This is a genomic window from Afifella sp. YEN Y35, from assembly GCF_047553465.1.
GTDB lineage: Bacteria > Pseudomonadota > Alphaproteobacteria > Rhizobiales > Afifellaceae > Afifella > Afifella aestuarii.
This window is the reverse complement of sequence record NZ_CP180203.1, coordinates 1,219,900-1,243,675: the sequence shown is the minus strand read 5'-3', so window position 1 is coordinate 1,243,675 and position 23,776 is coordinate 1,219,900. Positions and strand designations below refer to the sequence as shown.

Below are 23,776 nucleotides of genomic sequence, written 5' to 3'. Positions count from 1 at the left end.
TTCTGCCCCCGTTTCTGTGGCCTAATTCCGTTGCCCTTCTCCATAAGGATAGACGGTTTTGCCGGCAACCAGTGTGCGAACCACCCGGCCAGTCAGTCGCGCCCCTTCGAAGCAGGTGTTCTTCGAGCGGGAATGCAGGCTTTCTTCCTTCACGACCCATGGCTTGTCGAGATCGACGATCGCGAGATCCGCCGGCGCGCCAGGGCGAAGTGTCCCAACCGGCAGACCGAGAAGGCGGGCGGGCGTCGTCGCCATCGCTTCGATGAGACGTATGAGAGGGACCTCTCCGCTATGGACGAGACGCAAGCCGACCGAGAGGAGGGTTTCCAGGCCCACAGCTCCGTCCGCTGCCTCCGCGAATGGCTGCCGCTTTCCTTCCACGTCCTGCGGATCGTGCCCGGAGACGATGACGTCGAGCGTGCCGTCGGCGAGCGCTGCCACCATCGCCTGCCGGTCATCCTCGCTTCTGAGCGGAGGCGACATTTTGAAGAACGTTCGGTACGACCCGATATCGCCCTCGTTCAAAGCGAGATGCGCGATCGCTGCTCCCGCTGTCACGCCCACACCATTCTCTTTTGCCTGGCGCAGCACGGCGATGGAGTCCGCGCAGGAGAGCTGGGCGGCGTGGTAGCGCCCGCGGGTGAGTTTCGCCAGCCGCAGGTCGCGGTCGAGCATGATCGTTTCCGCTTCCCGCGGAATCCCCGGAAGCCCGAGCCGCGTCGCAACTTCGCCGGCATTCATGACCCCCGCACGGGCGAGGTCGGCATCCTGGGTGTGATGGACGATGAGCGCGTCGAAATCGCGGGCATAGGTGAGGGCATTGCGCATCACCTGGGCGGAACGAAGGGATTTTCGCCCCTCGGAAAAGGCGACCGCGCCGGCGTCCTTGAGGAGACCGAACTCGGAGAGTTCATCTCCCTTGAGGCCCTTGCTGATCGCCGCCATCGGATGAACGTGCACGAGCGCGTTGTGCGTGGCGCGGCGCAGGACGAAATCGACGAGGGCGGGATCGTCGATCACCGGATCCGTGTCCGGCATGGTGACGATTGTGGTGACGCCGCCGGCCGCCGCCGCACGGCTTGCGGTTTCCAGCGTTTCCAGATGTTCGGCGCCGGGTTCGCCTACGAAGACCCGCATATCGACCAGGCCCGGAATGATCGTCTTGCCGGTGCAGTCGACCACCTCCCAGCCTTCGGGGACACCGTGGTTATGAGCTTCGGGACCCGCGGCGACGATGCGCCCGTCGGAGACGACGACGGCGCCTGGGCTGTCGAGACCGCGTGCGGGATCGACGATGCGGGCATTGGTGAGAAGAATTGGACGGGCCATTGGATCAGTGATTGGGCAGGTGTTGGGCGAGGGCTTCGAGGACGGCCATTCGGACGGCCACGCCCATCTCCACTTGTTCGCGGATCACGCTTTGCGGGCCATCGGCGACGAGTGGATCGATCTCAACGCCGCGATTCATCGGGCCTGGATGCATGACCAACGCATCCGGGCGGGCGAGGGCGAGCTTTTCCTCGTCGAGCCCGTAATAGCGGAAATACTCTCGGATGCTCGGGACGTAAGCGGCGGTCATGCGCTCCCGCTGGAGGCGCAGCATCATGACGACGTCGGCGTCCTTGAGGCCGGTGCGCATGTCGTTGAAGACGTCCGCGCCGTAGCATTCGATGTTGGACGGCAACAATGTCGACGGCGCGATCAGCCGGATCCGTGCGCCCATCACCATGAGCAGCAGGATGTTGGAGCGTGCGACGCGCGAATGACGAATGTCGCCGCAGATCGCGACGGTGAGCCCGTCGAGGCGGCCTTTGTGGCGGCGGATCGTGAGAGCGTCGAGGAGCGCCTGCGTGGGATGCTCGTGGGCACCGTCGCCAGCGTTGATCACCGAACATTCGACCTTCTGCGCAAGAAGCTCGACGGCGCCCGCCGCATGATGGCGGACCACCAGAATGTCCGGTCGCATGGCGTTCAGGGTCATCGCCGTGTCGATCAGGGTCTCGCCCTTCTTCACGGAGGAAGACGAGACGGCCATGTTCATGACATCGGCGCCGAGCCGTTTGCCGGCGAGCTCGAAACTCGATTGCGTTCGTGTCGACGCCTCGAAGAACAGATTGATCTGCGTGCGTCCGCGCAGGGTCTGCTTCTTCTTTTCAATCTGGCGAGAGACGGCGATTTGCTCCTCAGCGAGATCTAAAAGCGAACCGATCTCGAGCGGAGACAGCCCTTCAATACCGAGAAGGTGCTGATGGGGGAAAGAGGATGCTGGGGTCATTAAAGGGGTGCCTATAGGCACAATCGTCCAAGACGGCAACATGGGAGCCGCCCGCCGCGGCGTTTTTCCCCTACGTTTGCAGCCCCGACACGGGCCTGTGAGCGGCGCTTAAAGCTCTGCGGAAAAAGCTTTAATATTATGCAGATTCGTGCAGGCTCACCCTATGACAGAGACAATGAATCCGGGCCGGGATGCCACGCATGCGGTGTTCAATCAGACGCCGCCGCGCATCAATCTTGACCTGTTTCAAACGGACCCGCTCCTCGATCTGATGTGCGCCGGGTTCGCCGATCCGATCCGCGAGAATCTACAGCAGAACGGCCGCTTCTGGGGGAGCGGCGAGGCCCGCGAATTCGCGCGCCTCGCCAACAGCGATCTGCCGGAATTGAAGCGTTACGATGCCTGGGGCCGGCGCATCAACGAGGTCGAATTCCATCCGGCCTATCACGCCTTGATGCGTCGCTCGGTCGCCTCGGGCCTGCATTGCTCGGTCTGGGAGCGTGGCGGCGAGGAAGAACCCGTCCGCCACCGGGCCCGTGCCGCTCGGCTCTATATGACTGCGCAGGCCGAGTGCGGGCATATTTGTCCGATGACGATGACGAATGCGTCGGTCGCCAGCTTGCGCCACAGCCCGGATCTCTTGAGCGAATGGGGACCGCGGCTCCTGTCGCGCACCTACGACCGTGCCTCGCGCAATCCTGCGGAAAAGCAGGGCGTGACGATCGGCATGGGCATGACGGAAAAGCAGGGCGGCACGGATGTGCGCCAGAACCGCACCCATGCAGAGCCGACGAACCAGGGCTTCCACCGTTTGACGGGCCACAAATGGTTCATGTCGGCCCCGATGTCGGATGCCTTCCTCGTCCTTGCACAGACCGAAAACGGTCTGAGCTGCTTCCTGATGCCGCGTTTTTTGCCGGACGGAACGGCGAACACCATCCGCTTCGAGCGCTTGAAGGACAAGCTCGGCAATCGCTCCAACGCCTCGTCGGAGGCGGAATTCGATGGCGCTCATGCCTGGATGGTGGGCGAAGAAGGCAAGGGCGTGCGAACCATCATCGAAATGGTGACCTATACGCGCCTCGATTGCGCTGTCGCCTCGACCGGGCTCATGCGCGCCGGGCTTGCCGAAGCCGTCCACCATTGTCGCCATCGCCATGTTTTTGGTTCAGAACTTCTCGATAAGCCTCTGATGCAGAGGGTCTTGTGCGATCTGACGCTGGATCTTGCCGCGGCAGTTGCTTTGTCCTTCCGTCTTGCAGAAGCTTTCGATCTCGCCGCCGACAGGCCCGAGGAAGAAGCCTTCGCGCGGTTGATGACGCCGGTCGCAAAATACTGGATCTGCAAATCGGCGCAGCCCTTCCTGGCCGAGACGATGGAGTGCCTCGGCGGCAATGGCTATGTCGAGGAAAGCATCATGCCACGTCTGGTGCGCGAGGCGCCGGTCAACGCCATCTGGGAAGGCTCCGGCAACGTCATGGCGCTCGACGTCCTGCGCGTACTGGGCCGCGATCCTCAGATCCTGGCGATGGTTCTTGAAAGCTTCCGCCAGGAACTCGGCCACAATGGCCGTGCGGCCGTCGATGTTCTCGCGGCGGCGGCCGAGGTCGCCATGGAGGACGAGGGAAGCGCGCGCGTACTGACCGAGCAATTGGCGCTGACGGCGGCTGCGGCCGCGCTGCGGCGCGATTTCCCGCCCGTCTTCGCCGATGCCTTCATCGAGACGCGGCTCGGGCGGCCCTGGCGCTCGACCTATGGAATGCTGGACCGGCGCTTCAACATGCGGGCGCTCCTGGATTATGCATTTCCGGAGCCTTGATCCTCAGACGCGCTGGCGCCGCAATGTCGCCAGCCGATCGAGTGCACCTTGCAGAATATAGGCGGCCGCCGCGGCATCGACCCGCTCGGCACGTTTGCGCCGGGACAGGTCGGCCTCGATCATCGCCCTTTCGACCGCCATCGTGGACATGCGCTCGTCCCACAAGGTGATCGGCAAATCCGTGAGCGTCTTCAGATTGCGGACGAAGGCACGCGTCGCCTGACAGCGCGGGCCCTCGCTGCCGTCCATGTTGACGGGCAGGCCGAGGACGAGACCGCCGATTCTCTCCGTCGTGCACAGTGACAGGAGGCTCGCCGCATCCTGTCCGAACTTGACGCGGCGGATCGTCGTCACGGGGCTCGCGACGTTCTGTCCCGGATCCGAAACGGCGATCCCGATGGTCTTTGTCCCGAGGTCGAGACCCGCAAGCCGCGTTCCCATGGGGGCGGCGGTGGAAAACTCTTCGATTGTGAGGTCAGCAGCCATTCGATTCGCCTAGCACGGCCCGCGTGCATTGTCGCGGCTTCAAGAATTCGCCACATAGGGCGCCATGGGCAAGGAACTGATTCCGCCTCCAGGCGGAGGCGAGGGCGACGAGAACATCGTCCCCATCAATCTGCGTGAAGCGCTTGAAGAGCGCTATCTCGCCTATGCGCTGTCGACGATCATGAATCGGGCGCTGCCGGATGTGCGCGACGGGCTGAAGCCCGTCCATCGGCGCATCCTGCATGCCATGCGTCTGATGCGGCTTCTGCCGGGCTCGGGCTTCAAAAAGTCGGCGAAGGTCGTCGGCGAAGTGATGGGTAATTTTCACCCACACGGCGACCAGGCGATCTACGACGCCATGGTCCGCCTCGCGCAAAGCTTTGCGGTCCGCTATCCGCTCGTCGACGGGCAGGGCAATTTCGGCAATGTCGACGGCGATAATGCCGCTGCCATGCGCTACACCGAAGCGCGGCTGACCGAGGTTGCGAACCTTCTGCTTGAAGGCATCGACGAGAACGCCGTCGATTTTCGCGCCACCTATGATGGCGAGGACGAGGAGCCGGTCGTCCTTCCGGGAGCGTTCCCGAACCTTCTGGCGAACGGCGCGTCGGGCATCGCCGTCGGCATGGCCACGAACATTCCTCCGCACAACGCGGCCGAATTGTGCGACGCGGCTCTCCACCTCATCAAGCACCCGAATGCGAGTGCGGAGAAGCTGCTCGAATTCGTCCCGGGTCCGGATTTCCCGACCGGTGGCGTCATCGTCTCTCCCGCCTCCGATCGGCTGGAAGCCTATTCGACCGGGCGCGGCATGATGCGCGTGCGTGCGCGCTGGGAAAAAGAGGAAGGCAGCCGCGGCACCTGGTCCGCGATCATCACTGAAATCCCCTATCAGGTGCAGAAGGGGCGGCTGATCGAGCAGATCGCGAGCCAGATCGAGGCCCGCAAATTGCCCCTCGTCGGCGATGTTCGGGACGAGAGCGCGGAGGACGTGCGCATCGTCATCGAGCCGAAGAGCCGCACGGTCGATCCTGACCTGATGATGGAATCGCTTTTCAAGCGTGCCGATCTCGAAGTGCGCTTCTCGCTCAACATGAACGTCATCTCGCAAGGCCGCGTGCCGAAGGTGATGTCCTTGCGAGACGTCTTGAACGAATGGTTGCACCACCGGCGCGACGTGCTTCTGCGCCGCACCCGCCATCGTTTGGATAAGATCGCCCACCGTCTGGAAATTCTGGGCGGCTATCTTATTGCCTATCTCAACCTCGACGAGGTGATCCGCATCATCCGCGAAAGCGACGAGCCCAAGCCGGAGCTGATGCAGGCCTTCGATTTGACCGATGTCCAGGCGGAGGCGATCCTCAATATGCGCCTGCGCGCTTTGAGGAAGCTCGAAGAGATCGAGATCCGCAAGGAGCACGAGGCTCTGACCGCCGAGCAGACGGATCTGACGGGCCTCCTTGAATCGGAAGAGCGGCAGTGGAAATGCGTCTCTTTCGAAATTTCTTCAGTGAAGAAGAAGTTCGGTCCGGACACCGAGATCGGTCGCCGGCGCACGACGTTTGCCGATGCCCCGGAGATCGACGTCGAGGAGATCCAGCAGGCGATGATCGAGCGCGAGCCGATCACGGTCATCCTGTCTGAAAAGGGCTGGCTGCGCACCATGCGCGGCCATATGACCGATTTCTCGTCGCTGAGCTTCAAGGAAGGCGACCGTCTCAAGATCGCGTTCCCGGCGCACACGACCGACAAGATCTTGTTCTTTTCCACCGGCGGTAAGGCATTCACCCTCGAGGCCGCCCGGCTGCCCGGCGGCCGCGGCCAGGGAGAGCCGGTCCGGCTCATGGTGGAGATGGACAAGGACAGCGACGTCCTTGCCGCCTTCGTGCACGACCCTCAGGTAAAACGCCTCGTCGCATCATCCGTCGGAAATGGCTTCATTATCGCCGAAAGCGATATGGTAGCAAACACTCGTAAGGGCCGGCAGATATTGAATGTATCGGGATCGGATGAGGCCCGGATTTGCGTTCCGGCCGCCGGCGACCATGTCGCCGTCATTGGAGAGAACCGCAAGCTTCTGATTTTCCCAAGGGAGCAGCTGCCGGAAATGACCCGCGGCAAGGGCGTCAGACTGCAGCGCTACAAGGATGGCGGCATTTCGGACGTGCGCGTCTTCGAAGGCGAACAGGGTCTCTCCTGGAGCGATTCTGCCGGCCGTACGCATGCGCGCTCTTATGGCGATCTGTCTGAGTGGCTCGGTGAACGCGCGCAGGCGGGACGGATGGCACCGCAGGGTTTTCCGAAGTCGAACCGCTTCAGCCCCGCGTCCTGAGGGCGATCAGTCGACAAGTTTGAGGTCGGCGATCACCGGGTAATGGTCGGAACCGAGATAGGGGCCCCGTCTCACATCGGTTTTGCGGATGGCTTTTCCGATGAAGATATGGTCGAGCGGCATGAAGGGGCCGAAGGCGCGAACCGAGTGACGGCCGCGAAAGACGGCCTTTTCGCTCGGCCAGGTCGGCATAGCGCGCGTGATACGGTGCAACGGGATCGCCGCTCCGAATCTCTGCAAGGCAAAGGACCACGGCGTTGAATTGAAGTCGCCCGCGAGGATCGTGTTGGGTCCGGCATCCTGCAGATCCTTCCTCATGGCCTCAAACTGCATCGTCTGGCCGCGCGCCGGTACCGGCCAGTCGAGATGCGTGCCCCAGACGGTGACGGGAATGCCGTCCTTCTCAAACGTGACGCTCATGAGCGAGACGTTGTTTTCCCGCGGCTCGCCGGCAGGAGGATCCCACACATAGGTCTTGGTGAACGGATGGCGGGTAAGGATCGCGACGTCGCAGAAATGCGCTGAGAAGCAATCGAGCCGATAGGGCAGAAAAGGCTTCAGCTCCGCCAGAACATGCGCCGTATTGGGCCAGGCCTCGATCAAGACGAGGACGTCCGGGCGCTCCCGCTCGACCATCCGGGCGAGCCCCGCAGCGTCGACGCGTTTGTCGAGCATGTTGAAACTGATCACTTTCAGAGGAACGCCAGCGGTCTCGGCCGCGATGCTTCCGAAATGCGCTTCGGGCAAAATCTCCGCGATCAGGAACCAGCCTTGGGCGAGAACGAGGAAGACGCCGAGTGCGAAGGCCAGCCTCAAGCGGGCAAAGAGGGCGAGTGCCGCGACAAGCGCGAACCCAGCAAAGAGAAAGGGCCGGAAGTGATTGATGCTGTCGAGCGACGGCCACCAATAGCCGCCAAAGCTGATCAGGCTCGCCAGCATCACACCGACGAGCCCCACCCACACGAGAAATCTCAGCAAAAGCGTTCCCAGCCTCGCATGGTCAGCCGTTCCTGCGGTCGGAAACGCGATTTGTACGCCATCTTTCGGGAACCCTCGACCCAATAGCCGAGATAGACATAGGGCTTTCCGAGCCGCTTGGCGCGCTCGATGTGATCGAGGATGATGAAGGTGCCGAGGGAGCGGTCTTTCGCCTCCGGGTCGAAGAACGAATAGACCATCGAGAGCCCGTCGGCGAGCACGTCGGTCAGAGCGCAGGCGATGAGTTCGCCGTCGCCCCGCCGTCCGGTGGCGCTGTCGGCGGTGCGGCGCCGGTATTCGACGAGCTTCGTCTCGACATGGCTGTCTTCGACCATGAGCGAATAATCGAGAACCGTCATCTGCAGCATGCCGCCACCGGAATGGCGCTCTTCGAGATATCGGTAGAAGAGAGAATACTGATCGGTGGTTGCGATGTTGTCGCGCCAGTCGGAGACGAGATCGCGATTGCGCTGCGTGATTCGACGCATCGAGCGCGTCGGAGAAAAAAGGTCGGCGCAGACCCGAACCGACACGCAGGCCGCGCAGCGGTCACAGGCCGGGCGATAGGCGATCGTCTGACTGCGCCGGAAGCCGCCCTGGCTCAAAATGTCGTTCAAAGGCGCCGAATGCGGTCCCGCGAGCTGGGTGAAGACTTTGCGTTCCTGCCGACCGGGAAGATAGGGGCAGGGGCCGGGGGCCGTGAGATAGAATTGCTGAGCTTCTGCAATCGGCCGCGTCATATGAACCTCACTCAGATGCCATAATACCACGGCGCGAACAGTGAAAACACAAGCCATGAAATGATGGTGAGCGGTCCGCCCGCCAAGAGGAAATCGACGAAACGATAATTTCCCGGGCCCATGACGAGGAGATTCGTCTGGTACCCGATCGGTGTCGCAAACGATGCGTTGGCGGCGAAGATCACGGCCATGACGAAGGGCAGGGCCGGAGCCCCGATGGCCGCGGCCGCTGAGACCGCGATTGGCGTGAAAAGCACGGCTGTCGCATTGTTCGACAAGACGTTGGTGAGGATCGCGATCAACGCGAAGAGCGCCGAGAGCAGCAGACGCGGCCCTCCATGTTCCGTGATCGCGACGAGGTGCTCCGCCAGGAATTGCGCGCCGCCCGTCCGCTCCAGCGCGGTCGCCAGGGCGATCGAGGCGCCAATCAACATGAAAATGCGGCTGTCGAAGGCCCGCCGCGCCTGGCGAATGTTGAGGCAGCCGAAGACGAGCATCAGGAGGGCCGCACCAAGCGCTGCGATCGCGATGGGAACGAGCCCGGTCGCGGCGAGAACGACAAGACCTGTGAAGATGAGGATCGAGCGAAGCGAATCGCGTCGGGCCGGCAGAGGTGCGAACGATTTTTCGAGGAGAAGCAGATCGCGGCTGCCCCGCAGCCGATCGAACGATGCGTCAGTCCCCGAGAGCAGCAGCACATCGCCTTCTTCCAGGCGAACTTCCGAGAACGCCTGACGGGACATGCGGCCGCGGCGTTCGACGGCGACGACATTGATGCCGCTCGTCTGCTCGATACCCGTCTCGGCCGGCGAACGGCCGATGATGCGGCCTCCGGGCGCCACGATCGCCTCGCCGACGGAATGCGTGCCGCCGCCGGCGGTATCGGCTCCGCGTTCGCCACGCGCCGGTTTGATGATGCCGTGACGGGCCAGATCCTCGCGCACACCGCTGAACACGGCGAGGTCGCCCGGCTGCAGCTCGAGATCTTCGAAAGGAGGCAGGTGGATGGCGGTGCCGCGCCGCACCAGGCGGACGGTGACGTCGCGAAGCCCTGGGAACAATCCGGCGACCGAGCGCATGCCGACGAGCGGATGCCCCTCCGGCAGAACGATTTCGGTGATGAACTGCTTGCCGCTCGCGAACTTGACCGCTTCCTGGGGACGTTTCCCGAAGAACCGGGGAATGACGAACAGGATGTAGGGAACTGCCACAGCGGCGATTGCAAGTCCGGGCGCCGTGAGATCGAAGAGCCGGAGATTGATGCCGGCTTCGTGATGCGCCACCTGCGCGACCAGAAGATTGGTCGACGAGCCGATCAATGTCGTCGAGCCGCCGATGATGGTCGCAAAATTCATCGCCATGAGAAGCTTCGCCGGTGAGATCCGCTGCTCACGGGCGAGCGACATCAGCACCGGGATCATCATCACCACGACGGGCGTGTTGTTGAGGAAGGCCGAAAGTGCGCCCGCAAAGACGATGAGGAGTATGAAGACCGCAGATGGCGGCAGGCGGGTGTTGCGCGCAAGGTGCCGGCTCGGAGCGTCGAGCGCGCCGGTCTGAAACAGACCTTGCCCCACCACGATGAGGCTGAGCACCGCCACGAGGGCGGGGTTGGCGAAGCCCTGCAGCAGATCTTCAAACGACAACGGGGAGGACAGGCCGAAGGCCCCGGGAGCAACGACGAAGACGAGCGTCAGCAGAACCAGCGAGGCGAGCGCGGTCGTCTCGACCGCCACGCGCTCGAGCGAAAAGCCAACGATGGTCAGTGCGATCACCCCGAAGGTGAGCCACATCTGCAAATCGGAAAAAGTCATGCCCGGCTCCGTCGGCAAAGTACCGGCGGAGTCAAGACCCTACAATCCCAGATTGTCGCGGCGATCGGCGAGGGACGGACGCTTGGCGCGCCTCAAAGCCGGCCGTCATCCCTGCGGATGACCGTCGTTCCAAGAACGATGTCGTGGAGAAGCCTTTTGCGCGGAGAGAACAGGGAAACAAGCAGAACAAAGGGCGTCAGCACCGTCACCGAGAACCAGAAGAGGACAGCATGAACGAAGGCGAGGAGGCTGTACATGCGCCCGCCGTCGAACGTGCGCATCTCGATCCCCATGGCGCGCATCCCGGGCGTGGCCGATTCGGAGCTGCCCAGGGTGAACATCGTGTAGAGGATCGGGACGACGGGCCAGATCAGCCCGAAGAGAAGCCAGCCGAGGCCGAGTGTGAAGAGGCCAAGGAAGGTGATGGCGACGAACGATACGGTCATCAGCACGACCATGATGACGGCATCGACCAGAAAGGCCGAAATACGGCGCGTTCTGACATTGTCGTAGAGCTCGGGATGCTGTGTCGGATCAAGCATCCGAGTCTCGTCCAGGTCGATCACGTCGTGGATTGCAGTCATGGGCCTCTCCTTCGATCCTGAGGAAGTGGGGAGGCCCATGCTCGGCTTCAAGTTCTGCCAGGCGCAGCTTTCAGAGGCTGGCGCGTAGGATCTCTGCGGCGCGTGGCGCGAAATAAGTGAGGATGGAATCGGCACCCGCCCGCTTGAACGCGACCAGCTGCTCCATCATCGCCCGCTCGCCGTCGAGCCAGCCATTCGCGGCGGCTGCCTGGATCATCGAATACTCGCCAGACGTATTGTAGGCGACGGTCGGCATGCCGAACGTATCTTTCAGGCGTCGGATGATATCGAGATAGGGAAGCCCTGGCTTCACCATGATCATGTCGGCGCCCTCGGCGATGTCGAGTTCGGCCTCGCGCAAAGCCTCGTCCGAATTGGCGGGATCCATCTGATAGGTCTTCTTGTCGCCCGACAGCATGGTTCCGGAGCCGACGGCGTCGCGGAACGGCCCATAGAAGGCCGAGGCGTATTTCGCGGTGTACGCGACGATCTGCACATGACCGTAGCCGGCGGCGTCCAGCGTTTCGCGGATGGCGCCGACGCGCCCGTCCATCATGTCGGACGGCGCGACGATGTCGCAGCCGGCCTGCGCCTGCACCAATGCCTGACGGGCAAGCACCGACACGCTTTCGTCGTTGACGATCTGACCTTCGCGTAGAAGGCCGTCATGGCCGTGGCTCGTATAGGGATCGAGCGCGACGTCGGTCAAAAGGCCGACTTCGGGGACCGCTTTCTTGATCTCCCGGCATGCGCGGCAGATGAGGTTGGAATCGTTGAGCGCCTCGCTGCCTTGATCGTCACGCTTTTCCGGATGCGTATTCGGGAAGAGCGCGAGTACCGGAATGCCGAGATCTCTCGCACGCTCTGCGGCTTTGACTGCGAGATCGACCGAAAAGCGCTCCACGCCCGGCATCGAAGGGACGGATTCGCATGTGTTCTCGCCTTCGATGACGAAGATCGGCCAGATCAGATCGTCGAGCGAGAGACGGTTTTCGCGAATAAGACGCCGCGACCAGTCGGTGCGGCGATTGCGGCGCATGCGCCGCCGCCCGGTGATCCGGTCGACATCGGGCAGCGCGTCACTGTGAAAGGACAAGTTCATGGAAACCCCCGGTTTCGTCGCGCGGACCATAGACCCGCGTAAAGGCCGCGCCAAGGGAATGGCTCCTTTGCAAAACCGCGGCGTCATTGACGCTCGATCGGGTGCTGCATAAAGCTCCGGCATGGAATTTGACCTTTGCGGCGATCCGCTTCCGCTCATGGCGGGCGTGCAGAGCATCGAGCGCGACAAAATGGCGCTGCCTGCGGAGCTGCTCACCGAAGCGCCTCCGTCGCTTTCGCCCACGATGAAGAACGGATGCCAGATGAAATGGCCGCTGAGATGCTGAAAGCCGAAGACGACGTCCGTATCGAGAAGCGTGGCCGGCTGGGTCTCATCAGCCTCAACCGCGGCCGCGCCTTGAATGCACTCAACCTTGATATGGTCCAGGCCCTGCTGCGGGCGCTGAACGCATGGCGCGACGACGACGAGGTCGCGCATGTGGCGATCCGCTCGCTCGACGAGAAAGCCTTTTCAGCGGGCGGCGATCTGCACCGCCTTTGGGAGGCTGGATTCTGGGCGAAGGCGGAAGGTGGACCGCTTCCTCTGACCTTCTTTCAAGAGGAATACCGCCTCAACCACCTCATCAAGACCTATCCCAAACCCTACATCGCCTTGCTCGACGGCATCGTCATGGGCGGAGGTTTTGGCATTTCGGTTCATGGAAGCGTGCGTCTTGCCGGCGAACGGATCAGCTTCGCCATGCCTGAGGTCGGCATCGGTTTCTTCCCCGATGTCGGCGCGACGCATTTTCTTCCCCGGCTGCCATGTTCCATCGGGACCTTTCTCGCTTTGACTGGAAGCCGCATTGGTCGTGATGACTGCCTCTGGAGCGGTATCGCCACGCATGCCGTGCCAGGGCGAAGTTTCGACGCGCTGATCGACGAACTCGCACGCGAGGACGATCACTGGCAGGTCATCGAGAGATATGCGCAGGCCCCAGGGGAAGTCCGATCTGGCCTGGCCGGTGATGCCGAGCGGATCGACAGCGTCTTTTCAGCGACTTCGATTGCGGAGATTCGGAGCCGTCTTGCCGACCGGCCGGAATGGGAACGTGGCCAGAAGGCATTGCAGGCGATCGGCCGGATGTCGCCGACAAGCCTGGCGATCGCGCTGTGCCAGATGCGGCTCGGCCTTCAAATGGATTTTGCCGAGGCGATGCGTTTGGAATACCGCATCGTCAATCGCATCCTTGCCGGAGAGGATTTTTACGAAGGGGTGAGGGCGCAGCTGATCGACAAAGACCATGCTCCGCGCTGGCATCCTGCCGACCTTGCCGATGTGCAAGAGACCGAGATCAACGCCTATTTCGCACCGCTCGAAGAAGAGCTCGCTTTATCGGGAGATCGGGGATGAGTGACGCTGTCGATCTCCTTGACTACGACCCCAATCGCGGTCGCCTGACACGCTATTATCTGCGGGTCGTCGCGTTGCTTCTGCTTTCTGCGGGACTCGTGAGGGCGGCGCAGATCATGGGTGTCGGCTTTGATGCCGGTCACTTCCTGACCTTCGAGCGACCCTGGCAGGCCGCGATGGTCGTCCTTTGCATTCTCGACCTCCTCGCGGCCGTCGGCCTGTGGATCAGCGCCGTGTGGGGGCCGGTGATCTGGGCCGTGGCCGCGATCACCGAGATCGCAATGTACACGCTGTTCCGGGATATCTACGGACACCACCAGGAGAGAATTCTCGCGCACGCAACCTTGATGGGCCTCTACGTCGCGGTTCTCCTGGGCGACCGCCGTCGCCGTCGGGACGAGTAGCAAGGCTGTGACGCCCGCTCGTGGCGGTTGACGAGACGCGAGAGATGACGGCGTTTTGTCTCGTGTCGACAGACGAGTGGGCCCCCAAAAGGTGCCGGATGTCGGCGTTCAGAGCCTCTTGCCGTGAGGCAGCAGAAAATTTACCCTTTTTCGAGCAAGATTTCATTCATGCTGACGCTTAAATCTCCATTTAAATTGGCTCTCTATCCTGCACAAGTAACGGGGAGAAGGCTGAAGAAAAATGACGGAGAGGCGTAATGTTGCTAGCAGAGCGGACAGCGCTCGCCTACGAGAGGGGCGAGTCTGAGCCAGAGGACCTCAAGACACTCTATCTTGATGCTCTGACCTTGGTGGAGCGGCTGCATCGGCGGCTGCTTGATGTCATCAAAGATGAATTTGATCGGATGGGCCGCTCCGACGTGAACAGCGTCCAGGCGCTGCTTCTTTTCAATATTGGAGATGCGGAACTGACAGCCGGCGAGTTGCGGACACGCGGCTATTATCTCGGTTCCAACGTTTCCTATAACCTGAAGAAGCTCGTCGACGCCGGCTACATCTATCACGAGCGCTCGCGTGTCGACCGTCGGTCGGTGCGTGTCTCGCTGACGGAGAAGGGCAAGGAGGTCGCCGATGTCGTCGACCGCCTCTATGAGCGCCATATCGGTTCGATCGAAAAGGTCGGAGGCGTTTCGGAGGACGATTTCAAGCGCCTCAACAAGACCCTGCATCGGTTGGAGCGGTTCTGGACTGATCAGATTCTCTATCGTCTCTGACAGACCCACATTGACATCTTTGCAACAGGGCCCGGCATGACCGGGCCCTTTTGTTTTCGATCACGGATTGGCCATAAATCCATGAAAGGTGGGCATTTGAGCGCTTCGAATGATTCACAGTGTTGATCGCTGGGTGCGATGCATTTGTGGAGACCGGGTCCTTGATGGTAATCCCGTTCTCAAAGGGTGCGTTCGGGGGCGCATTCACCGGCATTTGTCTGACGAGAGGCACACCATTCCTATGACCGCTTTTTCGCTTCTGCGATCCTCCCTTTGCGCCGCGGCGCTTCTGTTTCCGCTGGCCGCACAGGCGCAGAACATGATGCCCGTCAATCAGTCGGAATGGAGCGAATCCTTTGATACGGGGCCCCGGACCGCTGCGCCGGTCACTTCGACCGTACCGATTCTGTCGCCTTACACGGTTCCTGCCATGGATCAGGCGATCGAATGGTACCAGGGCCTGGTCGATTCGGGCGGCTGGAATTCCGTGCCCTCCGAGCCGACGCTCAAAATCGGCATACGCCATCCGAATGTCGTGGCCCTGCGTCAGCGTCTCATCGCGTCCGGTGATTTGCGGCAGACGACAGGCTCCGATGCCTTCGATTCTTATGTGCAGTCGGCCGTCATGCGCTTTCAGGAGCGCCACGGCATTCCGGCCGACGGCGTCGTCGGTGCAGGCACCTTCAAGGCGCTCAACGTTCCGGCCGAGGTTCGCCTCAATCAATTGCGGGTCAATCGCGAGCGCATCGCCGCGATGAAGGATCCTGCCAGCCGGTATGTGATGGTCAACGTCCCGGGTGCCCAGATCGAGGTGGTCGAGGACGGACAGGTCGTCTCCAGGCACACTGCGGTGGTCGGCAAGGTCGACCGGCAGACGCCGCTTTTGTCCAGCAAGATCCATGAGATCAACTTCAACCCGTACTGGACGGTGCCGAACTCCATCATCCGCAAGGATCTGATCCCGAAGATGCAGAAGGATCCGGAGTATCTGACGCGCAACCGTATTCGTATCTTCACCCAGAAGGGCGAAGAGCTGCAGCCGAGCCAGGTGAACTGGCATTCCGACGAAGCGACCAATTACATGTTCAAGCAGGACCCAGGCGATCAGAACTCGCTCGGTTCGGTGCGCATGAACTTCTACAATCCGTATTCGGTCTTTCTGCACGACACGCCGTCGAAGGGCCTCTTCGGCTCGGACTATCGCTTCGAATCGTCGGGCTGTGTGCGTGTGATGAATGTGCGCGAGCTCGTTGCCTGGATTTTGCGGGATAACGGGTATACGCGCGCCACGGTCGATCAGACGATCCGCTCCGGCGAGCGTCTCGATGTGGATGTGGCCAACCCGCCGGCCCTCTACACGGTCTATTTCACGGCCTGGACGACAGGTGATGGCGTCGTTCATTTCCGCGACGACATCTACAATTTCGACGCTCCGGGCGAGGTAGCGCTCAATCAGCCGTCAGAACTGATCGGCTCGCCGCTGCCGCAATAAGCCTCGGCTCTATCGGATTTCCGACCCCGCGAGCCCGCCTCGCGGGGTTTTTTGTATGCTGAAACGTGGCGGTCGCGTGGGAGGTACCCTTGCGTTGCGAGGGCCGGCGTGCGTTGACCTGCCGCAGGGGTTCCCTTTACGTGTTCCTGAACGAACCAGGGACGTGATGACGGTACGAACCTCGCGGAAGCAGCCGGCTACCGCCGACAATCTCACCGCGGCGGCGGCCGTCATCTTGATGACGGACCTCGCATTGTCGCTCGGCGATGCGCTCATCAAGCTGACGAGCGGGACGATCGCCGTCTGGCAGCTCTTCCTTCTCCGCTCGCTGATGGCTTTGCCGCTGCTCGTTCCGGCGGTCCTGGCAAGCTCGGGCGCGACGCTTCGGCCACGGGCCCTGGCGTGGACGACGCTGCGCAGTCTGATGCTGGTTTTGATGTGGCTCGCCTATTATGCGGCGCTTCCCCATCTTCAGCTGTCTGTGGCCGCCGTCTCTTATTATACGCTGCCGGTCTTCATCACCTTGTTTTCCGCTCTGTTCGTCGGCGAACGTGTCGGGCCGATCGGTTGGATGGCGGTCGCATTGGGCCTTGCCGGCGTCCTCCTGATTCTGCGGCCGGACGCGGTGGCGTTCAACGCTTATGCCCTGCTGCCGCTTCTCTCGGCGGTCCTCTACGCCTTGGCGATGATTCTGACGCGTACGAAATGCCGCGACGAACATCCTCTGACATTGTCCCTCGCACTCAATCTCGCATTCGTGGTGGTGGGTCTCGGCGGTGTTGGTGTGTTCCAGGAGAGAAGTGGCGAGGGAGGCTACCTCACCACCGGCTGGTTGCCGCTCAGTGCCGCCGAGATCGGTACGCTCGTCCTCCTGTCTGCGGCGATGATCATCGGCAGTCTGGGTGCAGCTTTTTCCTATCAGCGCGCGCCGTCGAACGTGATTGGCACGCTCGATTTCTCCTATGTCGGTTTCGCCGCCATTTGGGGTCTCCTGCTGTTTCAGGAGATTCCCTCGCTCATCACCCTTTGTGGCATGGCGCTCATCGTTGGGGCCGGCATTCTCGCCCTTCGACGGTGACCGATTAACCGGTCAATCGTGTGCCAGGCCTGGCTAGATACTCAGGCTCCAGGGAGCGTTTCTGTCATCGAAGCGTGATCTCCCGATCATAAGAGGCTGGCAGCCACAACGGCTCGATGCCCATCCCGATTGAACGGAGATCCGATGCGCCTCTTCCTCTCCACCAGCGCGCTCGCCCTCGCTGCGGCCTGGAGCCTGCCTGCGGCGGCTCAGAACCCTGAAGTCTTCAATCGGATTGCGACCTTTCCCGTCGCAGCCAACATGCCGGCCGACCGCGATGCGGCCTTACCCACTGTGGCGGAGATCATTGCGGCGACCGAGGATGGTGAGACGCTGGTCTACACGGACGCAGCCCAGGAGGCCGTCGGCATCATCGATATCACCGACGCACATGCGCCGCAGCCCGGAGGCTTCGTGGCGCTTGCGGGTGAGCCAACTTCTGTTGTTGTGACGTCTGGCAAGGCGCTCGTGGCCGTCGTGACCTCGGAAAGCTATGCGAAGCCTTCCGGTGAGCTGGCCACGGTGGACATTTCCACGAAATCCGTGGCGGCGCGCTGCGCGCTTCCCGGTCAGCCAGATTCCGTCGCGCTGACGGCGGATGCCACGAAGATTGCAGTGGTCATCGAAAACGAGCGCGATGAAGATCTGAATGAGGGAGCGATCCCGCAGGCGCCCACCGGTCTTCTCGTGACCTTCCCGGTCGACAAGGGGGCAGTCGATTGCGCCGGAATGCAGGAGATCGATCTGACCCGGTATCTCGGAGATTGCCCCGGATGATGCCGAACCGGAATTCGTCGATGTGAACGAGGCGGGCGAAGCCGTCGTAACGCTTCAGGAAAATAACGCCATTGCCATCGTCGACATGGCGACGGGCGAGGTCACAGGCGGCTTTTCGGCCGGCTCCGTCGATGTCGATGGAATCGATACCGAAAAGGATGGCCGCATCTCGCCGACAGGCAGCCTGAAGGCCGTCAAGCGCGAGCCCGATGGCGTCCAATGGCTGAATGAGGATCGCTTCGTGACCGCCAACGAAGGCGATTACGAAGGTGGCTCGCGCGGCTTCACGATTTTCGAAAAGGGCGGCAGCGTCCTTTGGGATTCCGGCAATGCGCTCGAGCGTCTCGCAATGCGCATCGGGCATTATCCGGAAAAGCGCTCGGCCAAGAAAGGAACCGAGCCGGAGGCCATCGAAGTCGGGACATTCGGCAACGATCGGCTGATCTTTGTCGGCACGGAGCGGTCTTCGTTCGTTGCCGTCTATCGGGACACCGGCGCTGCGCCGCAGTTTCTCCAAGTGCTGCCGTCGGGCATGGGCCCGGAAGGGCTTCTCGCCATTCCCGCACGCAAGCTCATCGTCACCGCCAATGAGGAAGACCTGGTCGAGGAAGGCGGCGCCCGTGCCACGGTGATGATCTATGAGCAGGGCGGGGAAGCTGCCTCATATCCGATGATCGAGGCGGCTGAGGATGTGGGTGGCTGGGGAGCGCTCTCCGGTCTCACGGCGGATCCCGACGTTGCCGGCAGACTCTATGGCGTCTCCGACAGCTTCTACGACGAGGCCAAGATCTTCACGATCGATGCCGGCGCAACTCCCGCGCGGATAACCGCTGCAGTCACCGTCACCAAAGACGGGAAGCCGGTTGAGGATCTTGATCTGGAGGGCATCGCCGCCCGCCGCGACGGAGGTTTCTGGCTCGTCTCCGAAGGAAATCCGGAAAAAGAAAAATCCAACAGGCTCCTCCGCGTTTCTGCTGAAGGTGAAGTCGAGGACGACATTTTGCTTCCCGAAGAGATCGCCTCAAAGGCTTCGCGTTTCGGTCTGGAAGGTGTGACGGTCATCGGCAGCGGCGATGACGAGACGGTGTGGCTCGCTGTTCAGCGACCATGGGGTGATGACGGAGAGGATCTCGTCAAACTCCTCTCCTACAAGCCCGCAAGCGCCACTTGGGGCGTCGTGCACTATCCGCTTGAAAAGACCGAAAATGGTTGGGTCGGATTGTCCGAAATCACGGCGGCGGGAGAGGGACGTCTCCTGGTGATCGAGCGCGACAATCAGATCGGCGAGGCTGCCAGGATCAAACGGCTTTATGCCGTGTCGCTCGAGGGGGTGACGCCGGCCGCCCCAGGAGACAAGGCGCCGATCGTCGAAAAGACGCTGGTGCGCGATCTCTTGGACGACCTCAAGTCGACCCACGGCTATGTCGTTGACAAGGTCGAAGGCTTCGCACGCGACACGGACGGAACCGCTTACATCGTGACCGACAACGATGGAGTCGACGATTCCAATGGCGAGACGATCTTCATGCGCCTGGAGGATGTCGGTCTCACCAACTGATTGCAGGAACCGCATTTCGGATGGCCTCGAGCATCCCGCGACGTCGCCGTCCATGCGGGGGAGCGACTCCGGGCCTCCGCGCTTTCCGTCCCCGGGCGATTGTGTTATCGCCGCGTTGCCGGCCTGCCGCGCATTCGTGGCGCATAACGGCCGATGCCAGCCAACGGATTTTCGCCCATGCAAGATGTCGCCCGGCCTGTGAGCGCCACGCCCTCTGATTTCTTTTCTGCCTCTCTGCGCGATTCCGATCCGGATATCGCCGCGGCCGTCAAGGCCGAGCTTGGTCGTCAGCAACACGAGATCGAGCTGATTGCGTCTGAAAACATCGTCTCGCGCGCCGTCCTGGAAGCGCAGGGCTCGGTTCTGACCAACAAATACGCCGAAGGTTATCCGGGCCGTCGCTATTACGGCGGCTGCCAACATGTCGACGTGGTCGAAAACCTGGCGATCGAGCGCGTGACGAAGCTCTTCGGGTGCAACTTCGCCAACGTGCAGCCGAATTCCGGCAGCCAGGCCAATCAGGCGGTTCTTCTCGCGCTCGCAAGCCCCGGCGACACCGTCATGGGGCTGAGCCTCGATGCCGGTGGGCATCTGACCCACGGCGCCAAGCCGAACCTTTCGGGCAAATGGTTCAACGCCGTGCAGTACGGCGTCCGCAAGCAGGATGGGCGCATCGACGAAGACGTCGTGGCCGAGCTTGCCCAGGAGCATCAGCCGAAGATCATCATCGCCGGCGGCTCTGCTTATAGCCGCGAGATCGATTTCAAGAAGTTCCGCGAGATCGCCGACAAGGTCGGTGCATATTTCATGGTCGACATGGCCCACTTCGCTGGCCTCGTCGCAGGCGGCGTCCATCCGAGCCCGTTCCCGCACGCGCATGTCGTGACATCCACGACGCATAAGACGCTGCGCGGCCCGCGCGGCGGTCTCGTTCTGACCAATGACGAGACGATCGCCAAGAAGATCAATTCGGCGGTTTTCCCCGGCCTGCAGGGCGGCCCGCTCATGCATGTGATCGCGGCGAAGGCTGTCGCGTTCGGCGAGGCACTTCACCCGCAGTTCAAGGAATATGCGAAGCACGTCATTGAGAACGCGAAAATGCTTGCAGAAACGCTTCAGCGCGGTGGATGCGACATTGTCTCCGGCGGCACGGATACGCACCTTCTCCTGGTCGATCTGCGCCCCAAAGGCCTGACCGGAAAGGTGGTCGAGACGGCCCTCGGTCGCGCCAATATCACCTGCAACAAGAATGGCGTTCCCTTCGATCCGGAGAAGCCGACGGTCACTTCCGGCATTCGCCTCGGTACGCCGGCCGCGACCTCGCGGGGCTTCGGCATGGCGGAATTCCAAGAGGTGGGTGAGCTGATCGTGGAAGTGCTCGACGGACTTGCCGCCAACGGCGAAGATGGCAACGAGGCTGTTGAAGCGTCCGTGCGCGAGCGCGTTGCCGCTCTGACCGATCGTTTCCCGATCTACAACGACTGAGCGAGGCGCCATGCGCTGTCCCTATTGCGGGGCCGACAATTCGCAGGTGAAGGATTCCCGCCCGACCGAGGACGGGAATGCGATCCGCCGGCGGCGTGTCTGCGGCGATTGCGGTGGCCGCTTTACGACCTTCGAGCGCGTGCAATTGCGCGAGCTCACCGTCGTGAAAAAGTCCGGTCGTCGCGTACCCTTCGATCGCGACAAGCTGATGCGGTCGGTTCAGGTTGCGGTGCGAAAACGCGACGTCGACCCGGATCGCGTCGAGCGCATGGTGTCGGGGATTGTCCGACAGCTCGAATCGCGCGGTGAATCGGAAATTCCTTCAAGCGACATCGGCATCCTCCTCATGGAGGGGCTGCGTCGTCTCGATGACGTGGCCTATGTGCGTTTTGCCTCGGTCTATCGCGATTTCCGCGAAGCCAAAGACTTCGAGGAACTGCTGACGGAAATCAGCGGCGGGCGCCACGACGACCTCAATCGCGACATCAAGGAGCGTCTGGAGCTTCCTGAGCGTCCCTTCGACGACGATGTCTGAGGCGCAGCCTCTGGATCTCGACAGCCGCTTTCTCGCCGCAGCCATCCGTCTCGGTCGGTTGTCGCTCGGAGAGGCGGCGCCAAACCCGGCCGTGGGCGCCATCGTTGTGAAGGATGGCGCCGTTGTCGGGCGAGGGCGCACCGCGATCGGTGGTCGCCCGCACGCCGAGACAGCGGCTCTTGTCGAAGCCGGCAAACAGGCGCGGGGAGGGACGTTGTACGTCTCTCTGGAACCCTGCGCCCACCATGGCCGGACGCCGCCTTGCGCAGATGCGATCGTCGACGCGGGTATTGCCCGCGTGGTGATGCCGATCCGCGATCCCGATCCGCGGGTCGACGGCAAAGGCGTCGCGAAGCTTCAAGCGGCCGGCGTCGAGGTGCGGGAAGGTCTGCTGGCTGACGCCGCCAAAGATGCGCACCAAGGATATCTGACGCGCACCACGAAAGGCCGACCTTACGTTCTCCTGAAGCTCGCCGTCTCAGCGGACGAAGGCATCGGCCTCAACGGGAGCGGACAGATCGCCATCACCGGACCGCTCGCCCGACGCCACGTGCAGGCGCTGCGGAGCCGCGTCGATGCCATTCTCGTCGGCGCTGGAACCTTGCGGGCGGACGATCCGCTTCTGACATGCCGGCTGCCTGGCCTGTTGGCGCGTTCGCCGGTTCGCGCGGTCTTGAGCGGTTCAGGCGTTTTGCCGGAGCATGCCAAAATGTTTGTCGCGGGCCCTGACACCTGGGTCTTGAGCCCGAAATCTCCATCTCTTGTCATGCAGGAGCTGATAGATGCGCGAGATGGAGCTCTGCGCTGGCTTCAGCTCCCGGCCAACGGCGATGCGCCCGCAGAAGCGCTCGCCCAGCTCGCGGCGTGCGGGGTCAACACGTTGCTTCTCGAAGGCGGGGCGCAGACGGCCTCGGCGTTCCTTCAGGCGGGCCTCGTCGATGAGCTCCTGCTTTTCCGCAGCCCCATTCTGTTGGGCGAGGAGCGCATTGCCGCTTTTCCCAACGGCGCAGTTTCCGATATGATCATACCGTTTCGGGCCGTTGAGCGGCGGCGTTTCGGACCCGATGATTTCACCCGCTACAAGCGAGCAGCCTAAAATGTTCACAGGCATCATCACCGATGTCGGCGAAGTCCTGACCACATCTGACCTTGCGGCCGGACGTCGCTTCGAGATCGCCACCGCCTATGATCCTGAAACGATCGCGATCGGTGCATCGATCGCCTGCGCCGGCACCTGCCTGACAGTGATCGAGTTCGGCACGACCCAAGGCGGTGGCTGGTTCGCCGTCGAGGCCTCGAGCGAGACTTTGGAGCGGACCGCCCTGGGCGGCTGGGAGACCGGAACGCGGATCAATCTCGAGCGCGCGTTGCGCGCCTCCGACGAACTCGGCGGCCACATCGTGACCGGGCATATCGACGGTGTCGCCGAGATCATCGGGCGCACGGACGAGGGCGACATGGCGAAGTTCACCTTCGGCGTTCCCGACGACCTCGCCCGTTTCATCGCCGAAAAAGGCTCCGTCGCCCTGGATGGCACGTCGCTCACCGTCAACACGGTGGAAGGCGCAACGTTTACCATCATGCTCATTCCTCACACGCTCCAGGTCACCACCTGGGGCGAAAAGAAAGTCGGCGATCACGTCAACCTTGAGATCGATCTCATGGCGCGCTACCTCGCCCGTCTTCAAAGCGCATAAGGCTTCGGCAAAACTCAGATGAGTCATTTCCTTTTGATTGAGGCGCGGTTCTACCGCGACCTCTCAGACGAACTCGCTCGCGGCGCGATCGCGGAGCTGGAACGTCGTGGCGCGACGTACGATCGTATCGCCGTCCCGGGCGTCCTCGAAATTCCGGGCGCCCTTTCTATGGCCTTGATTGCGGCCGAAGAGGGAAACATAAGCTCTTATGACGGTTTCGTTCTCCTGGGCTGCGTGATCCGAGGAGAGACGTCGCACTACGATATCGTGGCCGTGGAATCGGCGCGCGCCGTGATGGATCTGGTATCTGCTTATGGCCTTGCGCTCGGAAACGGTGTCTTGACGGTCGAAAACGGCGATCAGGCATGGGCCCGCGCCGGCGTTGAAGGAAAGAACAAGGGTGCGGCTGCGGCTGCGGCGGCCTGTGACATGGCCGAGTTGCGCGAAAGGTGGGGCCTTGCCTGAGAGTGAGCCAGCCATAGCGGCCCGAGGGG

21 protein-coding genes and 1 pseudogene are annotated in these 23,776 nt (G+C 62.2%); 14 read left to right on the top strand and 8 right to left on the bottom strand.

What is annotated here, in order from left to right; translation table 11 throughout:
- Positions 1-21: 21 nt before the first annotated feature.
- Together ACK8CP_RS06005 and ACK8CP_RS06000 are read right to left on the bottom strand one after the other, a co-directional pair.
- Positions 22-1,329, bottom strand: coding sequence for a dihydroorotase (locus tag ACK8CP_RS06005; protein ID WP_128294009.1), 1,308 nt, complete (start codon positions 1,327-1,329; stop codon positions 22-24).
- A 4-nt stretch (positions 1,330-1,333) separates the two neighbouring features.
- Positions 1,334-2,275, bottom strand: coding sequence for an aspartate carbamoyltransferase catalytic subunit (locus tag ACK8CP_RS06000; protein WP_128294010.1), 942 nt, complete (start codon positions 2,273-2,275; stop codon positions 1,334-1,336).
- A gap of 163 nt (positions 2,276-2,438) precedes the next feature.
- Here ACK8CP_RS06000 and ACK8CP_RS05995 point away from each other — a divergent pair, with 163 nt between their 5' ends.
- On the top strand, positions 2,439-4,094 hold the full coding sequence (locus ACK8CP_RS05995) for an isovaleryl-CoA dehydrogenase (protein WP_414833670.1): 1,656 nt from the start codon (positions 2,439-2,441) through the stop codon (positions 4,092-4,094).
- 3 nt (positions 4,095-4,097) lie between these two features.
- Here the strand turns inward: ACK8CP_RS05995 and ruvX are convergent, their stop codons facing one another.
- Complete coding sequence (gene ruvX, locus ACK8CP_RS05990; RefSeq protein WP_261211722.1) at positions 4,098-4,580, bottom strand: Holliday junction resolvase RuvX; 483 nt, start codon at positions 4,578-4,580, stop codon at positions 4,098-4,100.
- Between the two features lie 64 nt (positions 4,581-4,644).
- Between ruvX and parC the strand changes: the two genes are divergently transcribed.
- The gene (gene parC, locus ACK8CP_RS05985; RefSeq protein ID WP_414833669.1) at positions 4,645-6,912 is read left to right on the top strand and encodes a DNA topoisomerase IV subunit A; all 2,268 of its coding nucleotides are present in this window, start codon (positions 4,645-4,647) and stop codon (positions 6,910-6,912) included.
- Positions 6,913-6,918: 6 nt separating this feature from the next.
- Here the strand turns inward: parC and ACK8CP_RS05980 are convergent, their stop codons facing one another.
- The 5 genes from ACK8CP_RS05980 to hemB form a co-directional block, all read right to left on the bottom strand.
- Entirely contained in the window at positions 6,919-7,890 is a 972-nt protein-coding gene (locus tag ACK8CP_RS05980; protein ID WP_414833668.1) for an endonuclease/exonuclease/phosphatase family protein, read from the bottom strand.
- Entirely contained in the window at positions 7,884-8,630 is a 747-nt protein-coding gene (locus ACK8CP_RS05975; RefSeq protein WP_092812433.1) for an arginyltransferase, read from the bottom strand. The genes ACK8CP_RS05980 and ACK8CP_RS05975 overlap by 7 nt, the downstream gene beginning before the upstream one ends.
- An 11-nt stretch (positions 8,631-8,641) precedes the next feature.
- A complete protein-coding gene (locus ACK8CP_RS05970; RefSeq protein WP_414833667.1) occupies positions 8,642-10,444 on the bottom strand; it encodes an SLC13 family permease in 1,803 nt (600 codons plus the stop codon).
- 92 nt (positions 10,445-10,536) lie between these two features.
- Positions 10,537-11,028, bottom strand: a complete 492-nt coding sequence (locus ACK8CP_RS05965) for an RDD family protein (RefSeq protein ID WP_234627917.1) — start codon at positions 11,026-11,028, stop codon at positions 10,537-10,539.
- Between the two features lie 70 nt (positions 11,029-11,098).
- Positions 11,099-12,130, bottom strand: a complete 1,032-nt coding sequence (hemB, locus tag ACK8CP_RS05960) for a porphobilinogen synthase (protein WP_234627918.1) — start codon at positions 12,128-12,130, stop codon at positions 11,099-11,101.
- 121 nt (positions 12,131-12,251) lie between these two features.
- On the opposite strand from hemB, the gene ACK8CP_RS05955 reads away from it, so the two are divergent.
- The 12 genes and pseudogenes from ACK8CP_RS05955 to ribH all read left to right on the top strand — a co-directional run bounded on the left by ACK8CP_RS05955 (position 12,252) and on the right by ribH (position 23,747).
- A complete protein-coding gene (locus tag ACK8CP_RS05955) occupies positions 12,252-12,416 on the top strand; it encodes a hypothetical protein (protein ID WP_414833666.1) in 165 nt (54 codons plus the stop codon).
- On the top strand, positions 12,398-13,483 hold the full coding sequence (locus ACK8CP_RS05950; RefSeq protein ID WP_414833665.1) for an enoyl-CoA hydratase/isomerase family protein: 1,086 nt from the start codon (positions 12,398-12,400) through the stop codon (positions 13,481-13,483). Before ACK8CP_RS05955 ends, ACK8CP_RS05950 begins: the two co-directional genes overlap by 19 nt.
- Positions 13,480-13,887 carry a DUF6163 family protein gene (locus ACK8CP_RS05945; protein ID WP_234627920.1) on the top strand — a complete coding sequence of 136 codons (408 nt, stop codon included), beginning with the start codon at positions 13,480-13,482 and terminating at the stop codon, positions 13,885-13,887. The genes ACK8CP_RS05950 and ACK8CP_RS05945 overlap by 4 nt, the downstream gene beginning before the upstream one ends.
- Positions 13,888-14,144: 257 nt before the next feature.
- Positions 14,145-14,660 (top strand): transcriptional regulator LdtR, encoded by a 516-nt coding sequence (gene ldtR, locus ACK8CP_RS05940; RefSeq protein ID WP_128294017.1) that lies wholly within the window; start codon positions 14,145-14,147, stop codon positions 14,658-14,660.
- Positions 14,661-14,901: 241 nt separating this feature from the next.
- Positions 14,902-16,152, top strand: a complete 1,251-nt coding sequence (locus ACK8CP_RS05935; protein ID WP_234627921.1) for a L,D-transpeptidase family protein — start codon at positions 14,902-14,904, stop codon at positions 16,150-16,152.
- Positions 16,153-16,318: 166 nt separating this feature from the next.
- Complete coding sequence (locus tag ACK8CP_RS05930) at positions 16,319-17,230, top strand: DMT family transporter (protein WP_414833664.1); 912 nt, start codon at positions 16,319-16,321, stop codon at positions 17,228-17,230.
- Positions 17,231-17,374: 144 nt separating this feature from the next.
- Positions 17,375-19,565: pseudogene (locus ACK8CP_RS05925) on the top strand (esterase-like activity of phytase family protein).
- A gap of 177 nt (positions 19,566-19,742) precedes the next feature.
- Positions 19,743-21,050 (top strand): serine hydroxymethyltransferase, encoded by a 1,308-nt coding sequence (gene glyA, locus ACK8CP_RS05920; RefSeq protein WP_414833663.1) that lies wholly within the window; start codon positions 19,743-19,745, stop codon positions 21,048-21,050.
- Positions 21,051-21,060: 10 nt separating this feature from the next.
- Positions 21,061-21,585: a transcriptional regulator NrdR gene (nrdR, locus tag ACK8CP_RS05915; protein WP_128294021.1), complete on the top strand. Its 525-nt coding sequence runs from the start codon at positions 21,061-21,063 to the stop codon at positions 21,583-21,585.
- Positions 21,578-22,681 carry a bifunctional diaminohydroxyphosphoribosylaminopyrimidine deaminase/5-amino-6-(5-phosphoribosylamino)uracil reductase RibD gene (gene ribD / locus ACK8CP_RS05910; protein ID WP_414833662.1) on the top strand — a complete coding sequence of 368 codons (1,104 nt, stop codon included), beginning with the start codon at positions 21,578-21,580 and terminating at the stop codon, positions 22,679-22,681. The genes nrdR and ribD overlap by 8 nt, the downstream gene beginning before the upstream one ends.
- A gap of 1 nt (position 22,682) precedes the next feature.
- Positions 22,683-23,282, top strand: coding sequence for a riboflavin synthase (locus ACK8CP_RS05905; RefSeq protein WP_414833661.1), 600 nt, complete (start codon positions 22,683-22,685; stop codon positions 23,280-23,282).
- Positions 23,283-23,300: 18 nt separating this feature from the next.
- A complete protein-coding gene (ribH, locus tag ACK8CP_RS05900; protein WP_234627926.1) occupies positions 23,301-23,747 on the top strand; it encodes a 6,7-dimethyl-8-ribityllumazine synthase in 447 nt (148 codons plus the stop codon).
- The last annotated feature ends 29 nt before the right edge of the window (positions 23,748-23,776 follow it).